This is a genomic window from Mesorhizobium sp. BHbdii, assembly GCF_053848045.1.
In genome coordinates, this window is the sequence record NZ_JBSPKX010000001.1 from 321,375 (window position 1) to 337,896 (window position 16,522).

Below are 16,522 nucleotides of genomic sequence, written 5' to 3' on the forward strand. Positions count from 1 at the left end.
GAACAGCCGCAAAAGCGGTTGCGCCGTGATGGTTATCGGACGAAAGTGCCCGCTTCTTGCGACAAAAAGGAACGGCCGTCGCCGACCGATCCGCCATCAGCTTGAGGACTCGCGACGATGAAGATCATTGCCTGCGGCAGCGTGCCGACCGCCATTGCGCCGGAAAAGTACTTCACCGGCCGCGTGTGGCAGACGGCAATCATCGAGAAGGAAGCGCCAGCGCGGCTGCGCGCCATCATGGTCAGTTTCGAGCCCGGCGCGCGTACCCACTGGCATACGCATCCGCTGGGCCAGACGCTCTATGTCATATCAGGCGCCGGCCTCGCGCAAAGCTGGGGCGAGCCGGTTCAGGCGATCAGGGCCGGCGACGTCATTTCGTTCGCGCCTGATGAAAAGCATTGGCACGGCGCCGGTCCAAAATCGGCGATGGCGCATATCGCCATGCAGGAGGCGCTCGACGACGTCCATGCCGACTGGCTGGAAATGGTGACAGACGAGCAGTATGGCGGCTAAGGCTTTTGAGCCCACCAAACCCGACCGCGAGCCGGGTTTGGTGTTCGAGATGCGCCTGATCAGATCAGCGAGGCGGTGAAGCGCTGGATGCGCGTGCAGGCCTCTTCGAGCAACGCCTCCGACGTGGCATAGGAGATGCGGAAGTTGGGGCCGAGACCGAAGGCCGAACCGAACACGACCGCTACGCCCTCGGCCTCGAGCAGCTCCGAGCAGAAGGCTTCGTCGCTGTCGATCACCTTGCCGGCTTTGGTCTTCTTGCCGATCAACTGGGCGCAGGACGGATAGACGTAGAAAGCACCTTCGGGTGACGGACATGTGATGCCGCGCGCCTGATTGAGCATCGACACGACGAGATCGCGCCGAGCCTGGAAGATCGCCTTGTTTTTCGCAATGAAATCCTGCGGACCGTTCAGCGCCTCTACCGATGCCCACTGGGCGATGGTGCAGGCGCCGGAGGTCTGCTGGCCCTGTATCATATCCATCGCCTTGATCAGCGCCACGGGCCCGGCCGCATAGCCGATGCGCCAGCCAGTCATGGCATAGGCCTTCGAGACGCCGTTCATCGTCAGCGTGCGCTCATAAAGCTTGGGCTCGACCTCGGCGATGGTCTTGAAGACGAAGTCACCATAGATCAGGTGCTCGTACATGTCGTCGGTCAGCACCCAGACATCGGGATGCTTCAACAGCACGTTGGCCAGAGCGCGCAATTCAGACTCGGTGTAGGCAGCGCCCGACGGGTTCGACGGTGAGTTCATCAACAGCCATTTGGTGCGCGGCGTAATCGCCTTTTCCAACGCCGCCGCCGTCAGCTTGAAGCCGTTGTCGATGGAGGTGTCGGCAAATGCCGGGGTGCCGCCGCAGATCGCTACCATCTCGGGATAGCTGACCCAGTACGGCCTCGGAATGATGACCTCGTCGCCGGGATTCAGCGTCGCCATAAAGGCATTGAATAGGATCTGCTTGCCGCCGGTGCCGACGATGGTCTGCTCCGGCCGGTAGTCGAGATTGTTCTCGCGCTTGAATTTTTCGACGATCGCCTCGCGCAGCGGCACGATGCCGGAAACCGGAGGATATTTCGTTTCGCCGCGGCGGATAGCCTCGATCGCAGCGTTCTTGATGTTGTCCGGCGTGTCGAAGTCCGGTTCGCCGGCACCCAACCCGATCACGTCTCGGCCGGCGTTTTTCAGCTCGCGTGCTTTCTGCGTCACCGCGATGGTCGCGGAAGGCTTTACGCGGGAAAGGACGTCAGCAAGAAAGGCCATGACGATGTTATCTCCTTGGGGATGCAGGCGGTCCATCTAACCGCGGCGCTTCTCATGTCGCATCATTCCGCCAAGCGCAAGCACTGTCGGATGAGCCAGATCTCAAATCCCCGGCAAATTCGGCAACAATAAATTCACCTACAGGCGGTAAAACCCCGAGTGGCTGGATCACGACCCAGTCTCGCAGAGCGAGGAACCGTGTCGCGCAGCATCGGGCATGTCCATATCGTCCGTCATGACGACGGCACCGCCAGCGGTGTCTGGGGCATCTATACGCTGCAGAGCGCTTTCCAGCCGATCTTCGCCTTCAGCAACGGCAAATTGTCCGTCACCGGATTCGAGGGGCTGATCCGGCCGTTCCGCGACGGCGAGCCGCAGTCGCCGGTGAGCTTTTTCAACACCTGTCCAACGGTCGACCGCCTGCATATCGAGGCGCTGACAAGGACGCTGCATCTTTTGAACGCCGGCGCCTGCCTGCCGCAAGAGGCATTCATTTTCATTAACTTCGATCCGTCGGTGTTCACCGATCGCAGCATCGCCGACAAGGCGCTGCGCGACATGCGGCTGGTGCTGCATGAGGCTGAGATCGATGCGAACCGGGTCGTCTGCGAGGTGACCGAGCAGAAATCGGCGTCGCAGGAAACGCTCTACAATTTCGTCGAGGCACTCAGGGCCAACGGATTTCGCATAGCGGTCGACGACTACGGCGCCGACGAGTCCGACATCAACCGCATCAAGGAGCTCAGGCCGGACATCGTCAAATTCGATGCCCACTGGATCATGCAACTGATGGAGTCCGGCGCCGGTTTCGCACTGCTGACCGCCATGGTGGCAAGTTTCGAACAGCAAGGCATCCGCACCGTGTTCGAGGGCATCGAGGAGAGCTGGCAGCTTGAACTGGCTGAAAAATCGGGAGCCTCGATGGTGCAGGGATTCGCGCTGGCGCGCCCGGAGCTTGCGCCGACCAGCTTTCACGTCTTCGGCAAGGACAGGCAGATGCCGGTGGCAGTGGCCGATGCCGACGAGGCGCCTGCGACTGTCTCGCCTTCGCCGAGGCCGAAACGGGCTTTCGGACGCAAGGTGGTGCCATGACCGGGCGGCCCGACAGGCGGCGCAATGTCGGCGAGGCAATCTTTGCCGACGAGGTCGGTATCGAATACGGCGTCTATGGCGCGTTCCGGCTGAGGAGCGCCTACCAGCCGATCTTCGCGCCGCGCGGCAGGTTTTTGAAGGCCGTCGCGGTCGAAGGCCTGATCGAGCCGCACCGCGCCGGCAGGTCGGTCGCGCCACGCGTATTTTTCGAGGGCGTACCCGTGGCGGATCGCCTGTTCGTCGAGACGATGTGCCGGGTGCTGCATCTTCGGAACTTCCGCAACATCGGCGTCGACGGGCTCGACCTATTCTTCAACTACAATCCGCTGATCAACGATGACCCCGGGCGAGCGCTGGCTGAGATCAGGCTGATGACCAGGCATCTCGCCGAGTTCGATCTGTACCCCGGCATGCTGGTCTGCGAAATCACCGAACAGGCGGCCGACGACAAGGTGCTTGTCAGCCTGGCGCGCGAGATGCGGCGTGACGGCATCCGCATCGCCATCGACGATTTCGGTACCGGGCATTCGACGGAAGAGCGGGTTGCGCTTGTCCGGCCCGACATCGTCAAGATCGACGGCACCTGGTTCGCGGAATTCTGTCGCCATGCCGCCGCCGAACGGTTTTTCCGGCCGCTGGTCTCCGCGTTGCACGACCGCGGCACCAAGGTGCTGGTCGAAGGCATCGAGCAATCCACGCATCTGCGCGTGGCACTCGACGGCGGCGTCGACCTGATGCAGGGTTTTTACCTTGCCCGGCCGGCGCTGGCCGGCACGAACTTCGACGAGGAGCCGCTGCCCATCGACAGGCTGCTTGGCAGGGACAACAACGTCGTGCCGTTGTTTGGGTGATCTATCAGCGGCGCTGATGGTTGCGCCAAAACAAATCACTGGAATAAGCCCTCGCTGCCAGGATAATTGCCGGTAAAGGCGGCTCCCGAGGGGAGCGGCGATGGGAGCAAAAATGACCACACTCTATGGAATGATCGACAGCGGCAATTGCTACAAGCCGCGGCTTTTGATGGCCAAGCTCGGCATTCCTTTCACCAATGTCGAGGTGAGTTCGCACACCGGCGACACGCGCAAGCCCGACTATGTCGCCAAGAACCCGAACGCCATGGTGCCGCTGCTCGAGCTCGACGACGGTAGGCGGCTTGCCGAATCCAACGCCATCCTGCTTTACCTCGCCGAAGGCACGCGGTTCCTGCCGGCCGACAGATACGAGCGGGCGCTGGCCTATCAGTGGCTGTTCTTCGAGCAGTATAGCCACGAACCCTATATCGCGGTGCGCAAGGCGCTGCTCACCTTTCCCGAACGGGCCAAGGATGCGACGCCGGAACGGCTGGCGGTGACGCTGGAGCGCGGCCACAAGGCGCTCGGCGTAATGAACAAGCATCTGGCGGGCAGTGCGTTCTTTGCCGGTGAGGCATTAAGCGTCGCCGACATCGCGCTCTACGCCTATACGCATACGGCCGAGATGGGCGGTTTTCAGCTCGACGCCTATCCGGCGGTGGCGGCCTGGCTGAAACGAGTGGAGGCCGATCCGGGGCATGTGCCCATGGAGTGGCTGGGGTAGTACTGTCCTCACTCGTCGCCGCTTCGCGGCTCGCTCCGGGCAGGACGCACCAAAAGGCGCAACGCCCGGCGGGGCTTGCTGCCTTCGGCCGGGACACGAAAACCGAACAGAGATGGAATCCGAACAGCAAAAAGGCGGGACAAAATCCCGCCTTCCATGCTTGGTAGCCTGATCGGGAGCGTTTGGTCCGGGCCGGCAGCAATCTGCTGCTTCGGCTTGTCGGGGTTTTTCGCTCCGGTGCGCTTCTCGCGCGACCGTCAGTACATCCGTGACTTGCCGCGCGCCCCGAGCTATCGCCCGGCGCGCGCCATTCGCAAAATCAGGCTGCCTTGCTCAGAGATCCAGCGGACGACTTGCCAGTGCGGCGGTCCTGCTCGATCTCGAAGTTGATCTTCTGGCCTTCGACCAGGGTCGACAGCCCAGCGCGCTCGACTGCGGAGATGTGGACGAAAACGTCCGCGCCGCCGCTGTCAGGCTGGATGAAGCCGAAACCCTTGGTGGAATTAAACCACTTGACCGTACCTGTTGCCATTTCGATAGTCCTTATACGTTTGCTTTAGCTTGACCGAACCGAAGTCCAGCCGGTTTGTATCGAGATTTTGGAGATAGACGTCAGCAAACGCGAATATCGCGAGGCCCGGATCGATCGGCCGAAATATCAATGGACCTCATATAGTCCGCTTCTCCGCAAAAAACAAGACGGCACGAAAAAGGCGCTGATGCGGCGCTGCCCAACGGCCGCCCCAATCGCGTGAAAGCCTTGCAACGTCGCGCGTTGCGGAGGGTTCGCATCGCCTGTCGCGCACGTTGCGGGGAAGGATCGTGCCGCCTGCGGGCGTCAGGTCCTGTTTTGGGAGAGGACCATGAAAACTGTTCTGCTTGCCGTCTGCCTGACGCTAATGGCCGCCGAGGCGCAGGCGATCTCGCGCTATGACCCGAGCCGCATGAGCTGCGGCACGGTGCGCGCGACGATCGCGCGAGAGGGCGCCGTCATCCTGCGTTACCAGTCGACGCGCACGCCGGGACTGCCGCTCTACGACCGCTATGTGCGGAGCCAGCGTTTCTGCAACATGGGGGAGGTCAGGGCACGGGCGTCAGTGCCAAGCGCCGATACGACGTCCTGCATCGTCTACAAATGCAAGCGGGTGGACACAGACCGGCGTTTCCGCCGGCGCATCTTTCCGGACTAGCTACGTCCGGCCTCAGAATCCGAATGATACCTGCGTCGGCGGCGGCGGGCCGACACGCACGCCTTCCATCGCCAGCATCTTTTCCTTGGTGGTCGAGCCGCCCGGCGCAGAAAAACCGCCGATCTTGCCGCCGGCGGCAAGAATGCGGTGGCAAGGGATGACCAGCGGCACCGGGTTGGCGCCGAGCGCCGCACCCGTCTCACGCGCCAGCCCAGCATGGCCGGCGCGCTTGGCCAGTTCGCCATAGGTGGTGGTCTCGCCGAAGGCCAGCTTGCGCGCCGCGTCGTAGATGGCGAGGCGGAAATCGTCGACGCCGGTGAGATCGACCGGCACACCGGAGAAATCGATGTCTTCGCCGGCTGCATAGGCCTGTATCGACTCGATCAGCTCGGTAACCCATTGCGGTTGGGCGCTCGAACCGGCGCTGCCGGCATGGCGCAGCAGCCGGCGTTCCACCGCGTCGCGGTTGCGCTGGGGCAGGCAAAGCCTCGTCAGTCCGGCCTCGCTCCAGGCGATCCCCATGAAGCCGATCACGGTTTCGAAGACCGCGTGGCCGGCGATGGCCTGAGAGGTGCTTTCCATGATGTGCTCCTTCCGCAGAAACGGATGGGAATCCAGTACATATCGAGAACGAGATATCGCATTTTCAGGTTGCTGTTGCCACCCGAAAATCATTCGAAGTACACAACAGGCTGCGGATTGCCGGGGGAAAGGCGCTGGTGTAAGGACTTTCTTAACAGACGAACCGGACCCGAGCGCGGCTTGCCAGCAAAAATCATTTTTCCCGCGATCGGCGTGATGCTCGCTGCGGCCGGTCTCAGCGGCTGCAGCTCGACCTCGCAGACGAAGGCCGTGCCTTCCCTGACTGAAACCGCCGCCGCCGGCGCTGATGCCGGCTTTACGCTGGCGCTGCCCGACACGGTTTCGGTGCTGCCGGAATCGTCCGGCATCGCGCCTGTCCAGACGGTGGCGCTGGCCGTCGACCCCGCCGCGACGCCTGTCCAGCCAGCAGCCTTTGCCGGGCCGACCCCGCTGGCCGCAACTGCACCTGCAGCCATGACGGCCGGTGCCGCCCCAGCCGGCGCAGCAGCACCTGTCTATGCGACGGCCGCTGTCGCCATGCCGGTCACCGGCGAGACAGGCAACACAATGCCCGGCGTTCAGCAGGCCGCCTATGTCGTGCCTGGCGATCCGTCCGCCCTGCTTTCGACCAGCCCTGCCAAAGAGTATTCGGCGGGACCGCGCGGCGAGATCGAACGGCTGATCGAGAAATATGCCGTTCTCTATGAGGTGCCGGTCGATCTGGTGCGCCGTGTCGTCAGCCGCGAGAGCACCTTCAATCCCAAGGCCTACAATCGCGGCCATTGGGGGCTGATGCAGATCAAGCATGCGACGGCGCGCGGCATGGGCTATGACGGGCCGGCGAGCGGGTTGTTCGACGCCGAGACCAATCTGAAATATGCGGTGAAATATCTGCGCGGCGCCTGGCTGGTGGCCGGCGGTAACGCCAAACGCGCCGACCGCCTCTACCAGAGCGGCTATTATTACGACGCCAAGCGCAAGGGCATGCTGGAAGAAACCGGCCTTGGCCGCGACCGCGGCCGCCGTCGCCTGCAGCCCGATGCCTGAAAGCGCGTCGCGTTTGAATGGACACATGCGACGCGCTTTCAGGTCTTGTTTTTATGCATGTCGTTATCGCAAAACCGCTGCGCACTTTTGCGCGACAGGCATTAAACACCATGCCTGAGCCGCGCCCGCCGGCGCCGAACGACATAAGGCTGCGCAAGATCCTCGACGACACGCTTGCTCCGCCGCGCTGGCCGGAAGGTTTTGTCATGCGCGGCTTCGATGCCACCGACGCGCTCGCTTTGCATGCGCTGCTGACCACCGTGTTCGACGATGGCGCCGACGGGCCGTTCGACGAATGGTGGCCGCGCATTTCAAGCGACGCGGAATTCGACCCTGCCTTGTGTTTCCTGGTCATCGACAGCAAGGGTCGGCTGGCGGGCGCGGCGCTGTGCTGGACGAGGGCGTTCGTGAAGGACCTTGCCGTCCATCCCGAGGCGCGCGGCCGAGGCATCGCCGAAGCGTTGATGTGGCACGTCTTCGCCGCCTTTCGCGCACGGGACGCTGCGCATGTCGATCTCAAAACCAACACGGTCGAAAATGCCGCCGCGGTCAGGCTCTATGAGCGACTGGGAATGTTCGAAGTCGACTGGGAAGGCTAGCCCGGCTCTGGTCGGTTCCGCCCTCACGCTGCGGAAAGTGTATTGTTGTGAAACTGCTTCACATAGGTCTCCATCCGCAAATGCTAACACCCTGTCACGCCGTTCGGTCGGGGTAACGAACGGAAGGTGTCGGAGGGGGCTGCACCGGCATGTGTCAACCGCGTTCCACGGCCGGTCCCGAGGTGGGTTCGGGATCCGCCCGCCCGCGAATCTTCCTGTTTCCAAGGCCAACTGCTTTGTTATCGCTCAGTCGGGCGCGTTGCCGATCTTCTGCTTGAGCTCGAGCGCCCAGGAGCGGCCTTCGTCGCCGCCCCATAGAAGCCAGGCGATGTAACCGGCCGACGGGTTTTCTTCACTGCCGAAGTTACGGCCCTTCTTGTCGACCTCATGGCGGGCGAAATAGCTGACCATGCGCCGGATGGTGGAGGGCGAAAGTTTATCGCGGTTCTTGAGCTCGGTCGCCCGCGCAACCCCGACCTCGGTGCCGCCGCGACCAAATATGCCGCGCAGCCTGAGGCCCATGGCGGCATTGTCGGCAACGATCTGCGGACAGCGCAGGTCGATTTCGTCATTGTCGGCTTCGCGCATGGTTCTTCCCCGATATGGACCTATAATCCTGAACGAAAAATGCGGTGAGATGCATCCCGTTCCGCAACGCTATTGCTTCGCAGTCGTCGGAGCCGACCTGAAAGGAACTGTCCACCAAAGCGACAAGCTGCATCTTGCCTGTATTCGTCTCACGGTTAAGCTTTGTTACAGCGGGGGCCCTCGAAAATCGGAGAAACACGATGCGGCTTCCCAAAACCGGCCTCGCCACCTTAATCCTCGCCGTTCCGCTATTCGCCAACGAGGCGCGAGCGGCCGACGATTGCGCCAATGCGATGGATCAAACGACCATGAACGAATGCGCCGGCAAGTCGCTCGCGAATGCCGACAAAAAGCTCAACGACGCCTACAAGCAGATCGAGGGTCGGCTGAAGGATAATGCGGCGTCAAAGAAGCTGCTGGTCGATGCGCAGCGCGCCTGGGTCGCTTTCCGCGATGCCGAGTGCAAATTTCAGGGCGGCCCGCCCGACATGGCCGGCAGCATGTATCCAATGGTCGTCGCCGGCTGCCAGGAGGCCGTCACCGACAACCGGCTGAGGGATTTCCAGGGCTACCTCAATTGCCAGGAAGGCGATGCCAACTGCCCGGTGCCGGCGGCGCGGTAACTTCGTTTGTCGCGGTATCCCCCTCATCCGGCCGCGGAGCCTGTCCTCGGGCTTGCCGGAGGCAAGACCCGTGGGCGGCCACCTTCTCCCCGGCGGGGAGAAGAGGTTGGCACCGGCGTTGACAGTCTCCTCTCCCTTGGGGGAGGTCAGCAGCGAAGTGGAGGCTGGGTGAGGGGACTTCTGCCGCCTGCGTGTGCAAAAATGTCGGAACCGTCCTTCGCGATGCGTCCTTGAGAGGCAAGGCGCGTTGCCGCGAACAGGCAGGCGTCGTCAAACGCACGGCTGATGGAGATGACGATGATCACCTTTCCCAACGAATCCCAGGAATACCGCGCCGCCCGCGAAACCCTTTTGCAGAAGGAGATCGAGCTGCGCCGCGCCATGGAGGATGTAGCCGTCGCCCGTCGCGCACTGCCGCCGGGCGGGCTGGTGCCTGAGGACTATGTGTTCGACCGGCTTGGCCCCGACGGCAAGCCGGCCCGGATAAAACTGTCGGAGCTGTTTTCGCCTGGCAAGGACACACTGATCGTCTACTCGATGATGTTTCCGCGCCATCCGCAGGAGACGCGCGACGTGGCGACAAGCGGCGGCACGGCGAAGCTCGCGCGGGCCGACCAGCCATGCCCGTCCTGCACGGCGCTGCTCGATCAGTTCGACGGCGCCATTGGCCATCTGGAGGCCGCCGGCTTCAACTTCGCCGTGGTGGGCAAGACCGCGCTCGAAAACCTGATCACGCTTGGCCGCGACCGTGGCTGGACGAACATGCGGCTGCTCTCCTCGGCCGGCAACAGGTTCAAGCGCGACTACCACGCCGAGGCCGACGACGGCGCGCAGTTGCCGATGCTGTCGGTGTTCCATCGCGACGCCGATGGCATTCGCCATTTCTGGAGTTCGGAGCTTGGTTTCGCGCCCACCGAACCCGGCCAGGACCCGCGCGCCGTCGGCACCTGCGAGCCCTTGTGGAACCTGATGGATTTCACACCTGAAGGCCGGCCGGACTGGGACGAGCAGCTGCAGTATGCCGGCGCGTGCTGCCACTGACCTTGGCAGCCAAGCACATTCCGGCGTATCGGCGCCGAGCTGTGTTGGCAGGATCGCCGAAACCTCATTCCTGTCCCGTCGCGCAACTTCGCCGCTTGTGTCGCGTTGAACTCTTCGAGGATCACAAACCCGGAGATTTCCTGTGAAACCGCATCTCACGCTTGTCATGGTCGCTTTGCTTGCCGCCGCGCCGGCGGCCTTCGCCCAATCCGCCGCGCCGGCCGATATACCTGCCGTCGACGAAACCAAGATCGACACCGAGACCTTCTCCAGAACCGTCCCCAGCGCCAATCGCTTCGAGATTGAAAGCAGCAAGCTGGCCGAACAAAAGAATGTCGCCGCAGATGTGAAGGAATTCGCCGCGCTGATGGTCAGGGATCACACCAAGGCTGGCGAGGATTTCAAGGCAGCTCTGGAACAGAGCCAGACCACGGCCTCGGTGACGGCGAGCGGCCCCGCTTTGTTGCCGAAGGACCAGGCGATGCTCGACCAGCTCAAGGGCTTGGATGGCGATGAATTCCAGGCGAAATACATCCTCCTGCAGACCGAGGCGCACAAGCAGGCGTTGGCGCTGTTTTCCACCTATGCGCAGTCGGGCGAAGACCCGGCGCTGAAGGAATTCGCCAAGAAGACGCTACCGACGCTGCGGACGCACGAAAAGCGCATAAAGGATTTGGTGGCCGCCCACAGCTAATGCATGGCGCCCAAAAGCATGCCCTCGGGCTTGACCGAGGATGTGCAGCGGTTTTTGGGATAACGACATGCATAAAACGAGAGCTTAAAGCGCGTCGCGACGCGCTTTAGGCTGGCGCAGCTCTCAGGTGTTCTTGATCTGCTCGACCGCGGTCACCAGCAGTTCGTCCATGGCGCCGCGAATCTGAACATCCGACTGGGCGACGCCGGCCGCGTCGAAGTCGGCGCGTATTTTGCGCAAAACGTCGTGGTCCCCGGCCTCTTCGAAGTCAGCGCGCACCACCTCTTTCGCATAGGCGTCGGCGTCCTCACCGGTTTTGCCGAGCTTTTCAGCCGCCCATAGGCCGAGCAGCTTGTTACGGCGCGCCATGGCTCTGAATTTCGTGTCCTCGTCCATCGCAAACTTCTTTTCGAAGCCTTCCTGACGGTCTCTCATACTGCTCATGGTGTGCCTCGTTCAGATGTTAAGTCTCCGATCTTCATTCGATGGAGAAGAAGAGCGGGCTAGGGGCCGAACATGGCGTGCATGGATGTCAGAAGCAAGACCGGACCGTTCCTGCCGAACGGCAATCGCTTCAGGTTGGCGCTGCCATATTGCCCTGCCTTCCAACGTTGGTGGTTGGCGAAAGCCGACGCGGCATCCAATCTCCCCCCTTGCCGGGGAGATGTCCGGCAGGACAGAGGGGGGTGGGAAGGATCGCCAACTCTCGATTTTAAACCATTCCTAGCCGGAAACGGCCTGAGGGCGTGGCTATAATTGGTTGACAGGTCGGAGGGACAGCACCCCCCTCTGCCCTGCCGGGCATCTCCCCCGCAAGGGGGAGATCGGCAGCTTCGCCGGCGGCGCCTGCTGCGGAATGTTTGACGTGGGGTGCCCGGCAGGGGTTGAGGGGCGGCGCCGACATCGACAATCGATCGCGGTGGCCAACGGCCTTCGCACCGATGTGATTTGACGTTGCCGCGCCGTGACCTACTCTCGAATAGCCGGACGAACGGAGGAGGCGAGTGATGCAGTCACCTTTCAACGGGATTCGGAGCGTCACGCTGACAGCGGCAGTAATCCTTGCCGCTGCCACCGCAGCCTATGCACATCACGGCTGGTCGTGGACCCAGGACGGGTTCTTCGAACTCCGGGGCAAGATCACGGCCATCTATATTGGCAATCCGCACGCCACGCTGGATGTCGACGCAGAGGGCGAGGTCTGGCGGGTGGATTTGGCGCCGCCGTCCCGCACGATCGCCGCCGGCTTCACCGAGGAGGTCGCCAAAGTCGGCGACGAGGTGACCGCGATCGGCCACCGCTCGCGCGACGAGACCGAGAAGTGGATGAAAGCATCCCGCATCATCGTCAATGGCAAGACTTATGATGTTTATCCCGACCGCGTCCCGCCGGCCTGAATGGACGAGCTCCTCGCCGGCATCGAGCAACTCGCCTTGGTGCGGGCACTGAAGGCCTCCTTCGTCGCCTATCCCATAGTCAACGCGCTCCACATCATGTCGATCGGCGCGCTGCTGACCAGCGTCTGGCTGATGGACCTCAGGGTCCTCGGCGCCTTCCGCTCGCTGCCGTACGCGGCGTTCATCGCGCTGCTGCGCCGCACGGCATTGGCCGCGTTCGCCGGCGCGCTTGTCACGGGGTCGCTGCTGTTTTCAGTCAGGGCGAGCGAATATGCGGCGATGCCAATTTTCCTCGCCAAGATGACCCTCATCCTTCTGGCCGGGGCCAACTTCCTCGTCTTCATGCGTCGCGCAAAGGGGGGTAACGAGCCGGGAGGTGGGGTCATCACCGTGCTGGCGGTGCTCTCGCTGGTGCTGTGGACGTCGGTGCTGTTCGCCGGACGGTTTATTGGGTTTCTCAACTAGAGCGAGCGACGGCAAAGACAGCTGTTTTGCGGTCAAATCTCGGGCGGGTTCGGACGCCCTCTTCACCCTCTGGGGTAGGCGGATCGGCACGAAAGGATCAGGGTGCTGTAGGAATCGCAGCGTTGGCGGGACAGCGCCCCCCTCTGGCCTGCCGGCCATCTCCCCCACAAGGAGGGAGATCGGCTAATCACCTAAGCAAAATACTCCTGCAGCGGCCGAACCTCCAAACTCCCCGCCCTCAGCGCCGCAATCGCCTCCGCCACCGCGGCCGCACCCGACAGCGTCGTGTAATACGGCACTTTCTGCATCAGCGTGGCGCGGCGCAGCGATTTGGAGTCCGACACCGCCTTCTGGCCATCAGTCGTGTTGAAGACGATCTGCACCTGGCGGTTGCGGATGGCGTCCTCGATGTGCGGGCGGCCTTCCAGCACCTTGTTTATTTTCTCCGCGACGACGCCGTTCTCGGCGAGGAAGCGGGCGGTGCCTGACGTGGCCATAACCTTGAAGCCCTGGCCGGCAAGGCGCTTGACCGCCGGCAATATGCCCTTCTTGTCCTCGTCGCGCACCGAGACGAACAGCGTGCCGGAGCGAGGCAGGTCGACGCCGGCCCCTAACTGGCTCTTGGCGAAGGCGAGCGCGAAGTCGCGGTCGAGGCCCATGACCTCGCCGGTCGAGCGCATTTCCGGGCCGAGCAATATGTCGACGCCGGGGAAGCGGGCGAAGGGGAAGACGGCTTCCTTGACCGCGATGTGGCCGGGATTGCGAGGGTCGGGCATGGCGCCGTAATGGGCGAAGGCGTCTTCAAGCTTTTCGCCGGCCATGATGCGGGCGGCGATTTTCGCTATGGGACGGCCGATGGTCTTGGCGACGAAGGGCACGGTGCGTGACGCGCGCGGGTTGACCTCCAGCACATAGACTGTGCCGTCCTTGATCGCATATTGCACGTTCATCAGCCCGCCGACATTGAGCGCGCGGGCAAGTGCGGCTGTCTGGCGCTCCAGCTCGTCGACGAGTTCCGAAGGCAGCGAGTGCACCGGCAGCGAGCAGGCACTGTCGCCCGAATGGATGCCGGCCTCCTCGATATGCTCCAATATGCCGGAGACGAAGGTCGATTTGCCGTCGCACAGGCAGTCGACATCGACCTCGATGGCGCCACTGAGATAGGTGTCGAACAGCAGCGGATTTTTGCCTAGCAGCGTGTTGATCTGGCCGGTCTTGTCGTTGGGGTATTTCTGCTTGATGTCCTCCGGCACCAGGCCGGGCACGGTGTCGAGCAGGTAGGTCTGCAGCATGCTTTCGTCGTGGATGATCTGCATGGCGCGGCCGCCGAGCACATAGGACGGGCGCACGACCAGCGGGAAGCCGAGCTCGCCGGCGACGAGGCGGGCCTGCTCGACCGAATAGGCGATGCCGTTCTTTGGCTGGCTGAGGCCAAGCTTGTGCAGCAGCTTTTGGAAGCGGTCGCGATCCTCCGCCAGATCGATCATGTCGGGCGAGGTGCCGAGGATCGGGATGCCAGCATTCTCCAGCGCGTCGGCGAGCTTCAGCGGCGTCTGGCCGCCGAACTGGACGATGACGCCGACCAACTCGCCCGACGCCTGTTCGGCGCGCACGATCTCCAGCACGTCCTCCGGCGTCAGCGGCTCGAAATAGAGCCGGTCCGAGGTGTCGTAGTCGGTCGAGACGGTCTCCGGATTGCAGTTGACCATGATCGCCTCGAAGCCAGCATCGCGCAGCGCGAAAGCCGCGTGGCAGCAGCAATAGTCGAACTCGATGCCCTGGCCGATGCGGTTCGGGCCGCCGCCGAGGATGACGACCTTCTTGCGCGACGACACCTGCGCCTCGTTGGCGAGCGCGCCGGCGAATGGCGTCTCATAGGTGGAATACATGTAGGCGGTGGGCGAGGCGAACTCGGCGGCGCAGGTGTCGATGCGCTTGTAAACCGGATGAACGTCGAGCTTTTCGCGAATCTTCTGAATCTCTTCCGCGTCTTTCCTGACCAGGGACGCGAGGCGCGCGTCGGAAAAACCCATCGCCTTCAGCATGCGCAGATTGGCGGCGTCCTGCGGGATGCCATGCTCGCGGATGCGATCTTCCATGGCCAAAATGCCGGCGATCTGCTCGAGGAACCAAGGATCGATCTTGCACATGGCGTGCACATCTTCGAGCGAGGTGCCCATGCGGATCGCCTGCGCCACCATGCGCAGCCGGTCGGGCGTCGGCGTGCCCAATGCGGCGCGGATGGCGTTGCGGTCGTCGGCGTGGTTGGCTGGCGTGCTCCCGTGGCCGATGCCGGGGATCTCGATCTCGTCCAGACCCGTCAGGCCGGTTTCCAGTCCACGCAGCGCCTTCTGCAGCGATTCCTGAAAAGTGCGGCCGATGGCCATGACCTCGCCGACCGACTTCATCGCCGTAGTCAGCACCGGCTCGGCGCCGGGGAATTTCTCGAAGGCGAAGCGCGGGATTTTGGTGACGACGTAATCGATCGACGGTTCGAACGAGGCCGGCGTCGCGCCGCCGGTGATGTCGTTCTCCAGCTCGTCCAGCGTGTAGCCGACGGCGAGTTTTGCGGCGATCTTGGCGATGGGGAAACCGGTCGCCTTGGAGGCGAGAGCGGAGGAGCGCGAGACGCGCGGGTTCATCTCGATCACCACCAGACGGCCATCGGCCGGGTTGACGGCGAACTGCACGTTGGAGCCGCCGGTCTCGACGCCGATCTCGCGCAGCACCGCGATCGAGGCGTTGCGCATCATCTGGTACTCTTTGTCGGTCAAGGTCAGGGCAGGGGCGACGGTGATCGAATCGCCGGTGTGCACGCCCATCGGGTCGATGTTCTCGATCGAGCAGACGATAATGCAATTGTCGGCCTTGTCGCGGACAACCTCCATCTCGTACTCCTTCCAGCCGAGCACGCTTTCCTCGATCAGCACTTCGGTGGTTGGCGAGGCGTCGAGGCCGGACTGGACGATCTCGTAGAATTCGGCGCGGTTGTAGGCGATGCCGCCGCCAGTGCCGCCCATGGTGAAGGACGGGCGAATGATGGCCGGCAGGCCGACATGGTCGAGCGCCTGTGCGGCGATCGCCATGGCGTAGCTGATGTAGCGCTGCTTGCGGTCGCCCTCGCCGAGGTTCCAGCGGGTTTCCAGCGCGTCGAGCGCGGCGTCGAGGTTCTCGGGCTTCTCAGCCTTGAGCGCGGCGCGCTCGGCCTCGTGCGTCTTGCGGTCGGCGTTCTTGACGTCGGTGGCGTTGGCCAGCATCGACTTCGGCGTCTCCAGGCCGATCTTGTTCATCGCCTCGCGAAACAGCGCCCGGTCCTCGGCCTTGTCGATGGCATGCGCATCGGCGCCGATCATCTCGACATTGTAGCGTTCGAGCACACCCATGCGGCGCAGCGACAGAGCGGTGTTGAGCGCGGTCTGGCCGCCCATGGTCGGCAGCAGTGCGTCGGGCCGCTCCTTGGCGATGATCTTGGCTACTACCTCCGGCGTGATAGGCTCGATGTAGGTGGCGTCGGCCAGCTCCGGGTCGGTCATGATGGTGGCCGGGTTGGAATTGACCAGGATGACGCGGAAACCCTCTTCCTTCAGCGCCTTGCAGGCCTGGGTGCCCGAATAGTCGAACTCGCAGGCCTGACCAATGACGATGGGGCCGGCCCCGATGATCAGGATCGACTTGATGTCGGTGCGTCTTGGCATATCGAGGGTCCGTTCGGCAGGCGGCTTGCACGAAAAACCGGACGGGGAGGACCCGGCCGGTTGTGCTCGCGATTCTGGTATCAGGCTAGGAGGGCCTTATAGGGAAGAGTTTTGCCCGATGTAACCCCCTAAAATGCGAGTAGGGCAGTAGGGCAGTGG

The 16,522-nt window shown here is 63.0% G+C and carries 18 protein-coding genes; 12 read left to right on the forward strand and 6 right to left on the reverse strand.

Annotation, left to right across the window (positions count from 1 at the left end; translation table 11 throughout):
• Positions 1 to 117: 117 nt before the first annotated feature.
• Positions 118 to 513, forward strand: coding sequence for a (R)-mandelonitrile lyase (locus tag ACWTU8_RS01515; protein WP_455846754.1), 396 nt, complete (start codon positions 118 to 120; stop codon positions 511 to 513).
• Between the two features lie 59 nt (positions 514 to 572).
• Here ACWTU8_RS01515 and ACWTU8_RS01520 read toward each other — a convergent pair whose 3' ends face one another.
• The gene (locus ACWTU8_RS01520) at positions 573 to 1,775 is read right to left on the reverse strand and encodes a pyridoxal phosphate-dependent aminotransferase (RefSeq protein WP_455846755.1); all 1,203 of its coding nucleotides are present in this window, start codon (positions 1,773 to 1,775) and stop codon (positions 573 to 575) included.
• A 198-nt stretch (positions 1,776 to 1,973) separates the two neighbouring features.
• Here ACWTU8_RS01520 and ACWTU8_RS01525 point away from each other — a divergent pair, with 198 nt between their 5' ends.
• From ACWTU8_RS01525 to ACWTU8_RS01535, 3 genes are all read left to right on the forward strand, one after another.
• Positions 1,974 to 2,867 (forward strand): EAL domain-containing protein, encoded by an 894-nt coding sequence (locus tag ACWTU8_RS01525; RefSeq protein WP_455837884.1) that lies wholly within the window; start codon positions 1,974 to 1,976, stop codon positions 2,865 to 2,867.
• Complete coding sequence (locus ACWTU8_RS01530) at positions 2,864 to 3,718, forward strand: EAL domain-containing protein (RefSeq protein WP_029350093.1); 855 nt, start codon at positions 2,864 to 2,866, stop codon at positions 3,716 to 3,718. Before ACWTU8_RS01525 ends, ACWTU8_RS01530 begins: the two co-directional genes overlap by 4 nt.
• A gap of 112 nt (positions 3,719 to 3,830) precedes the next feature.
• Positions 3,831 to 4,442 (forward strand): glutathione S-transferase family protein, encoded by a 612-nt coding sequence (locus ACWTU8_RS01535; RefSeq protein ID WP_455846756.1) that lies wholly within the window; start codon positions 3,831 to 3,833, stop codon positions 4,440 to 4,442.
• A 319-nt stretch (positions 4,443 to 4,761) separates the two neighbouring features.
• Here ACWTU8_RS01535 and ACWTU8_RS01540 read toward each other — a convergent pair whose 3' ends face one another.
• Positions 4,762 to 4,974, reverse strand: a complete 213-nt coding sequence (locus ACWTU8_RS01540) for a cold-shock protein (protein ID WP_023678332.1) — start codon at positions 4,972 to 4,974, stop codon at positions 4,762 to 4,764.
• A 331-nt stretch (positions 4,975 to 5,305) separates the two neighbouring features.
• Between ACWTU8_RS01540 and ACWTU8_RS01545 the strand changes: the two genes are divergently transcribed.
• A complete protein-coding gene (locus ACWTU8_RS01545) occupies positions 5,306 to 5,632 on the forward strand; it encodes a hypothetical protein (RefSeq protein ID WP_455846757.1) in 327 nt (108 codons plus the stop codon).
• Between the two features lie 12 nt (positions 5,633 to 5,644).
• Here ACWTU8_RS01545 and ACWTU8_RS01550 read toward each other — a convergent pair whose 3' ends face one another.
• On the reverse strand, positions 5,645 to 6,214 hold the full coding sequence (locus tag ACWTU8_RS01550) for a methylated-DNA--[protein]-cysteine S-methyltransferase (RefSeq protein WP_455846758.1): 570 nt from the start codon (positions 6,212 to 6,214) through the stop codon (positions 5,645 to 5,647).
• A 180-nt stretch (positions 6,215 to 6,394) separates the two neighbouring features.
• Between ACWTU8_RS01550 and ACWTU8_RS01555 the strand changes: the two genes are divergently transcribed.
• Entirely contained in the window at positions 6,395 to 7,261 is an 867-nt protein-coding gene (locus tag ACWTU8_RS01555; RefSeq protein WP_455846759.1) for a transglycosylase SLT domain-containing protein, read from the forward strand.
• A gap of 110 nt (positions 7,262 to 7,371) precedes the next feature.
• On the forward strand, positions 7,372 to 7,860 hold the full coding sequence (locus tag ACWTU8_RS01560) for a GNAT family N-acetyltransferase (RefSeq protein WP_029350102.1): 489 nt from the start codon (positions 7,372 to 7,374) through the stop codon (positions 7,858 to 7,860).
• Positions 7,861 to 8,106: 246 nt separating this feature from the next.
• Here ACWTU8_RS01560 and ACWTU8_RS01565 read toward each other — a convergent pair whose 3' ends face one another.
• Positions 8,107 to 8,448: a hypothetical protein gene (locus ACWTU8_RS01565; RefSeq protein ID WP_455846760.1), complete on the reverse strand. Its 342-nt coding sequence runs from the start codon at positions 8,446 to 8,448 to the stop codon at positions 8,107 to 8,109.
• 200 nt (positions 8,449 to 8,648) lie between these two features.
• On the opposite strand from ACWTU8_RS01565, the gene ACWTU8_RS01570 reads away from it, so the two are divergent.
• The 3 genes from ACWTU8_RS01570 to ACWTU8_RS01580 all read left to right on the forward strand — a co-directional run bounded on the left by ACWTU8_RS01570 (position 8,649) and on the right by ACWTU8_RS01580 (position 10,806).
• On the forward strand, positions 8,649 to 9,071 hold the full coding sequence (locus ACWTU8_RS01570; RefSeq protein WP_455846761.1) for a lysozyme inhibitor LprI family protein: 423 nt from the start codon (positions 8,649 to 8,651) through the stop codon (positions 9,069 to 9,071).
• Between the two features lie 297 nt (positions 9,072 to 9,368).
• Positions 9,369 to 10,112 (forward strand): DUF899 family protein, encoded by a 744-nt coding sequence (locus ACWTU8_RS01575; protein WP_455846762.1) that lies wholly within the window; start codon positions 9,369 to 9,371, stop codon positions 10,110 to 10,112.
• Positions 10,113 to 10,254: 142 nt separating this feature from the next.
• Positions 10,255 to 10,806, forward strand: coding sequence for a DUF4142 domain-containing protein (locus ACWTU8_RS01580; RefSeq protein ID WP_455846763.1), 552 nt, complete (start codon positions 10,255 to 10,257; stop codon positions 10,804 to 10,806).
• Positions 10,807 to 10,929: 123 nt separating this feature from the next.
• Here ACWTU8_RS01580 and ACWTU8_RS01585 read toward each other — a convergent pair whose 3' ends face one another.
• Positions 10,930 to 11,250, reverse strand: a complete 321-nt coding sequence (locus ACWTU8_RS01585) for a DUF1476 domain-containing protein (protein ID WP_455846764.1) — start codon at positions 11,248 to 11,250, stop codon at positions 10,930 to 10,932.
• 563 nt (positions 11,251 to 11,813) lie between these two features.
• On the opposite strand from ACWTU8_RS01585, the gene ACWTU8_RS01590 reads away from it, so the two are divergent.
• Entirely contained in the window at positions 11,814 to 12,203 is a 390-nt protein-coding gene (locus ACWTU8_RS01590) for a DUF6152 family protein (protein WP_455846765.1), read from the forward strand.
• Positions 12,204 to 12,668 (forward strand): DUF6644 family protein, encoded by a 465-nt coding sequence (locus tag ACWTU8_RS01595; RefSeq protein WP_455846766.1) that lies wholly within the window; start codon positions 12,204 to 12,206, stop codon positions 12,666 to 12,668. It begins immediately after the preceding gene.
• A 191-nt stretch (positions 12,669 to 12,859) separates the two neighbouring features.
• Here ACWTU8_RS01595 and carB read toward each other — a convergent pair whose 3' ends face one another.
• A complete protein-coding gene (carB, locus tag ACWTU8_RS01600) occupies positions 12,860 to 16,363 on the reverse strand; it encodes a carbamoyl-phosphate synthase large subunit (protein WP_455846767.1) in 3,504 nt (1,167 codons plus the stop codon).
• Positions 16,364 to 16,522 lie beyond the last annotated feature (159 nt).

Coding starts and splice junctions, on each gene's coding strand:
- ACWTU8_RS01515 (WP_455846754.1), top strand. CDS start 118: ATGAAGATCATTGCCTGCGGCAGCGTGCCGACCGCCATTGCGCCGGAA.
- ACWTU8_RS01520 (WP_455846755.1), bottom strand. CDS start 1,775: ATGGCCTTTCTTGCTGACGTCCTTTCCCGCGTAAAGCCTTCCGCGACC.
- ACWTU8_RS01530 (WP_029350093.1), top strand. CDS start 2,864: ATGACCGGGCGGCCCGACAGGCGGCGCAATGTCGGCGAGGCAATCTTT.
- ACWTU8_RS01535 (WP_455846756.1), top strand. CDS start 3,831: ATGACCACACTCTATGGAATGATCGACAGCGGCAATTGCTACAAGCCG.
- ACWTU8_RS01540 (WP_023678332.1), bottom strand. CDS start 4,974: ATGGCAACAGGTACGGTCAAGTGGTTTAATTCCACCAAGGGTTTCGGC.
- ACWTU8_RS01545 (WP_455846757.1), top strand. CDS start 5,306: ATGAAAACTGTTCTGCTTGCCGTCTGCCTGACGCTAATGGCCGCCGAG.
- ACWTU8_RS01550 (WP_455846758.1), bottom strand. CDS start 6,214: ATGGAAAGCACCTCTCAGGCCATCGCCGGCCACGCGGTCTTCGAAACC.
- ACWTU8_RS01560 (WP_029350102.1), top strand. CDS start 7,372: ATGCCTGAGCCGCGCCCGCCGGCGCCGAACGACATAAGGCTGCGCAAG.
- ACWTU8_RS01565 (WP_455846760.1), bottom strand. CDS start 8,448: ATGCGCGAAGCCGACAATGACGAAATCGACCTGCGCTGTCCGCAGATC.
- ACWTU8_RS01570 (WP_455846761.1), top strand. CDS start 8,649: ATGCGGCTTCCCAAAACCGGCCTCGCCACCTTAATCCTCGCCGTTCCG.
- ACWTU8_RS01575 (WP_455846762.1), top strand. CDS start 9,369: ATGATCACCTTTCCCAACGAATCCCAGGAATACCGCGCCGCCCGCGAA.
- ACWTU8_RS01585 (WP_455846764.1), bottom strand. CDS start 11,250: ATGAGCAGTATGAGAGACCGTCAGGAAGGCTTCGAAAAGAAGTTTGCG.
- ACWTU8_RS01590 (WP_455846765.1), top strand. CDS start 11,814: ATGCAGTCACCTTTCAACGGGATTCGGAGCGTCACGCTGACAGCGGCA.
- ACWTU8_RS01595 (WP_455846766.1), top strand. CDS start 12,204: ATGGACGAGCTCCTCGCCGGCATCGAGCAACTCGCCTTGGTGCGGGCA.
- carB (WP_455846767.1), bottom strand. CDS start 16,363: ATGCCAAGACGCACCGACATCAAGTCGATCCTGATCATCGGGGCCGGC.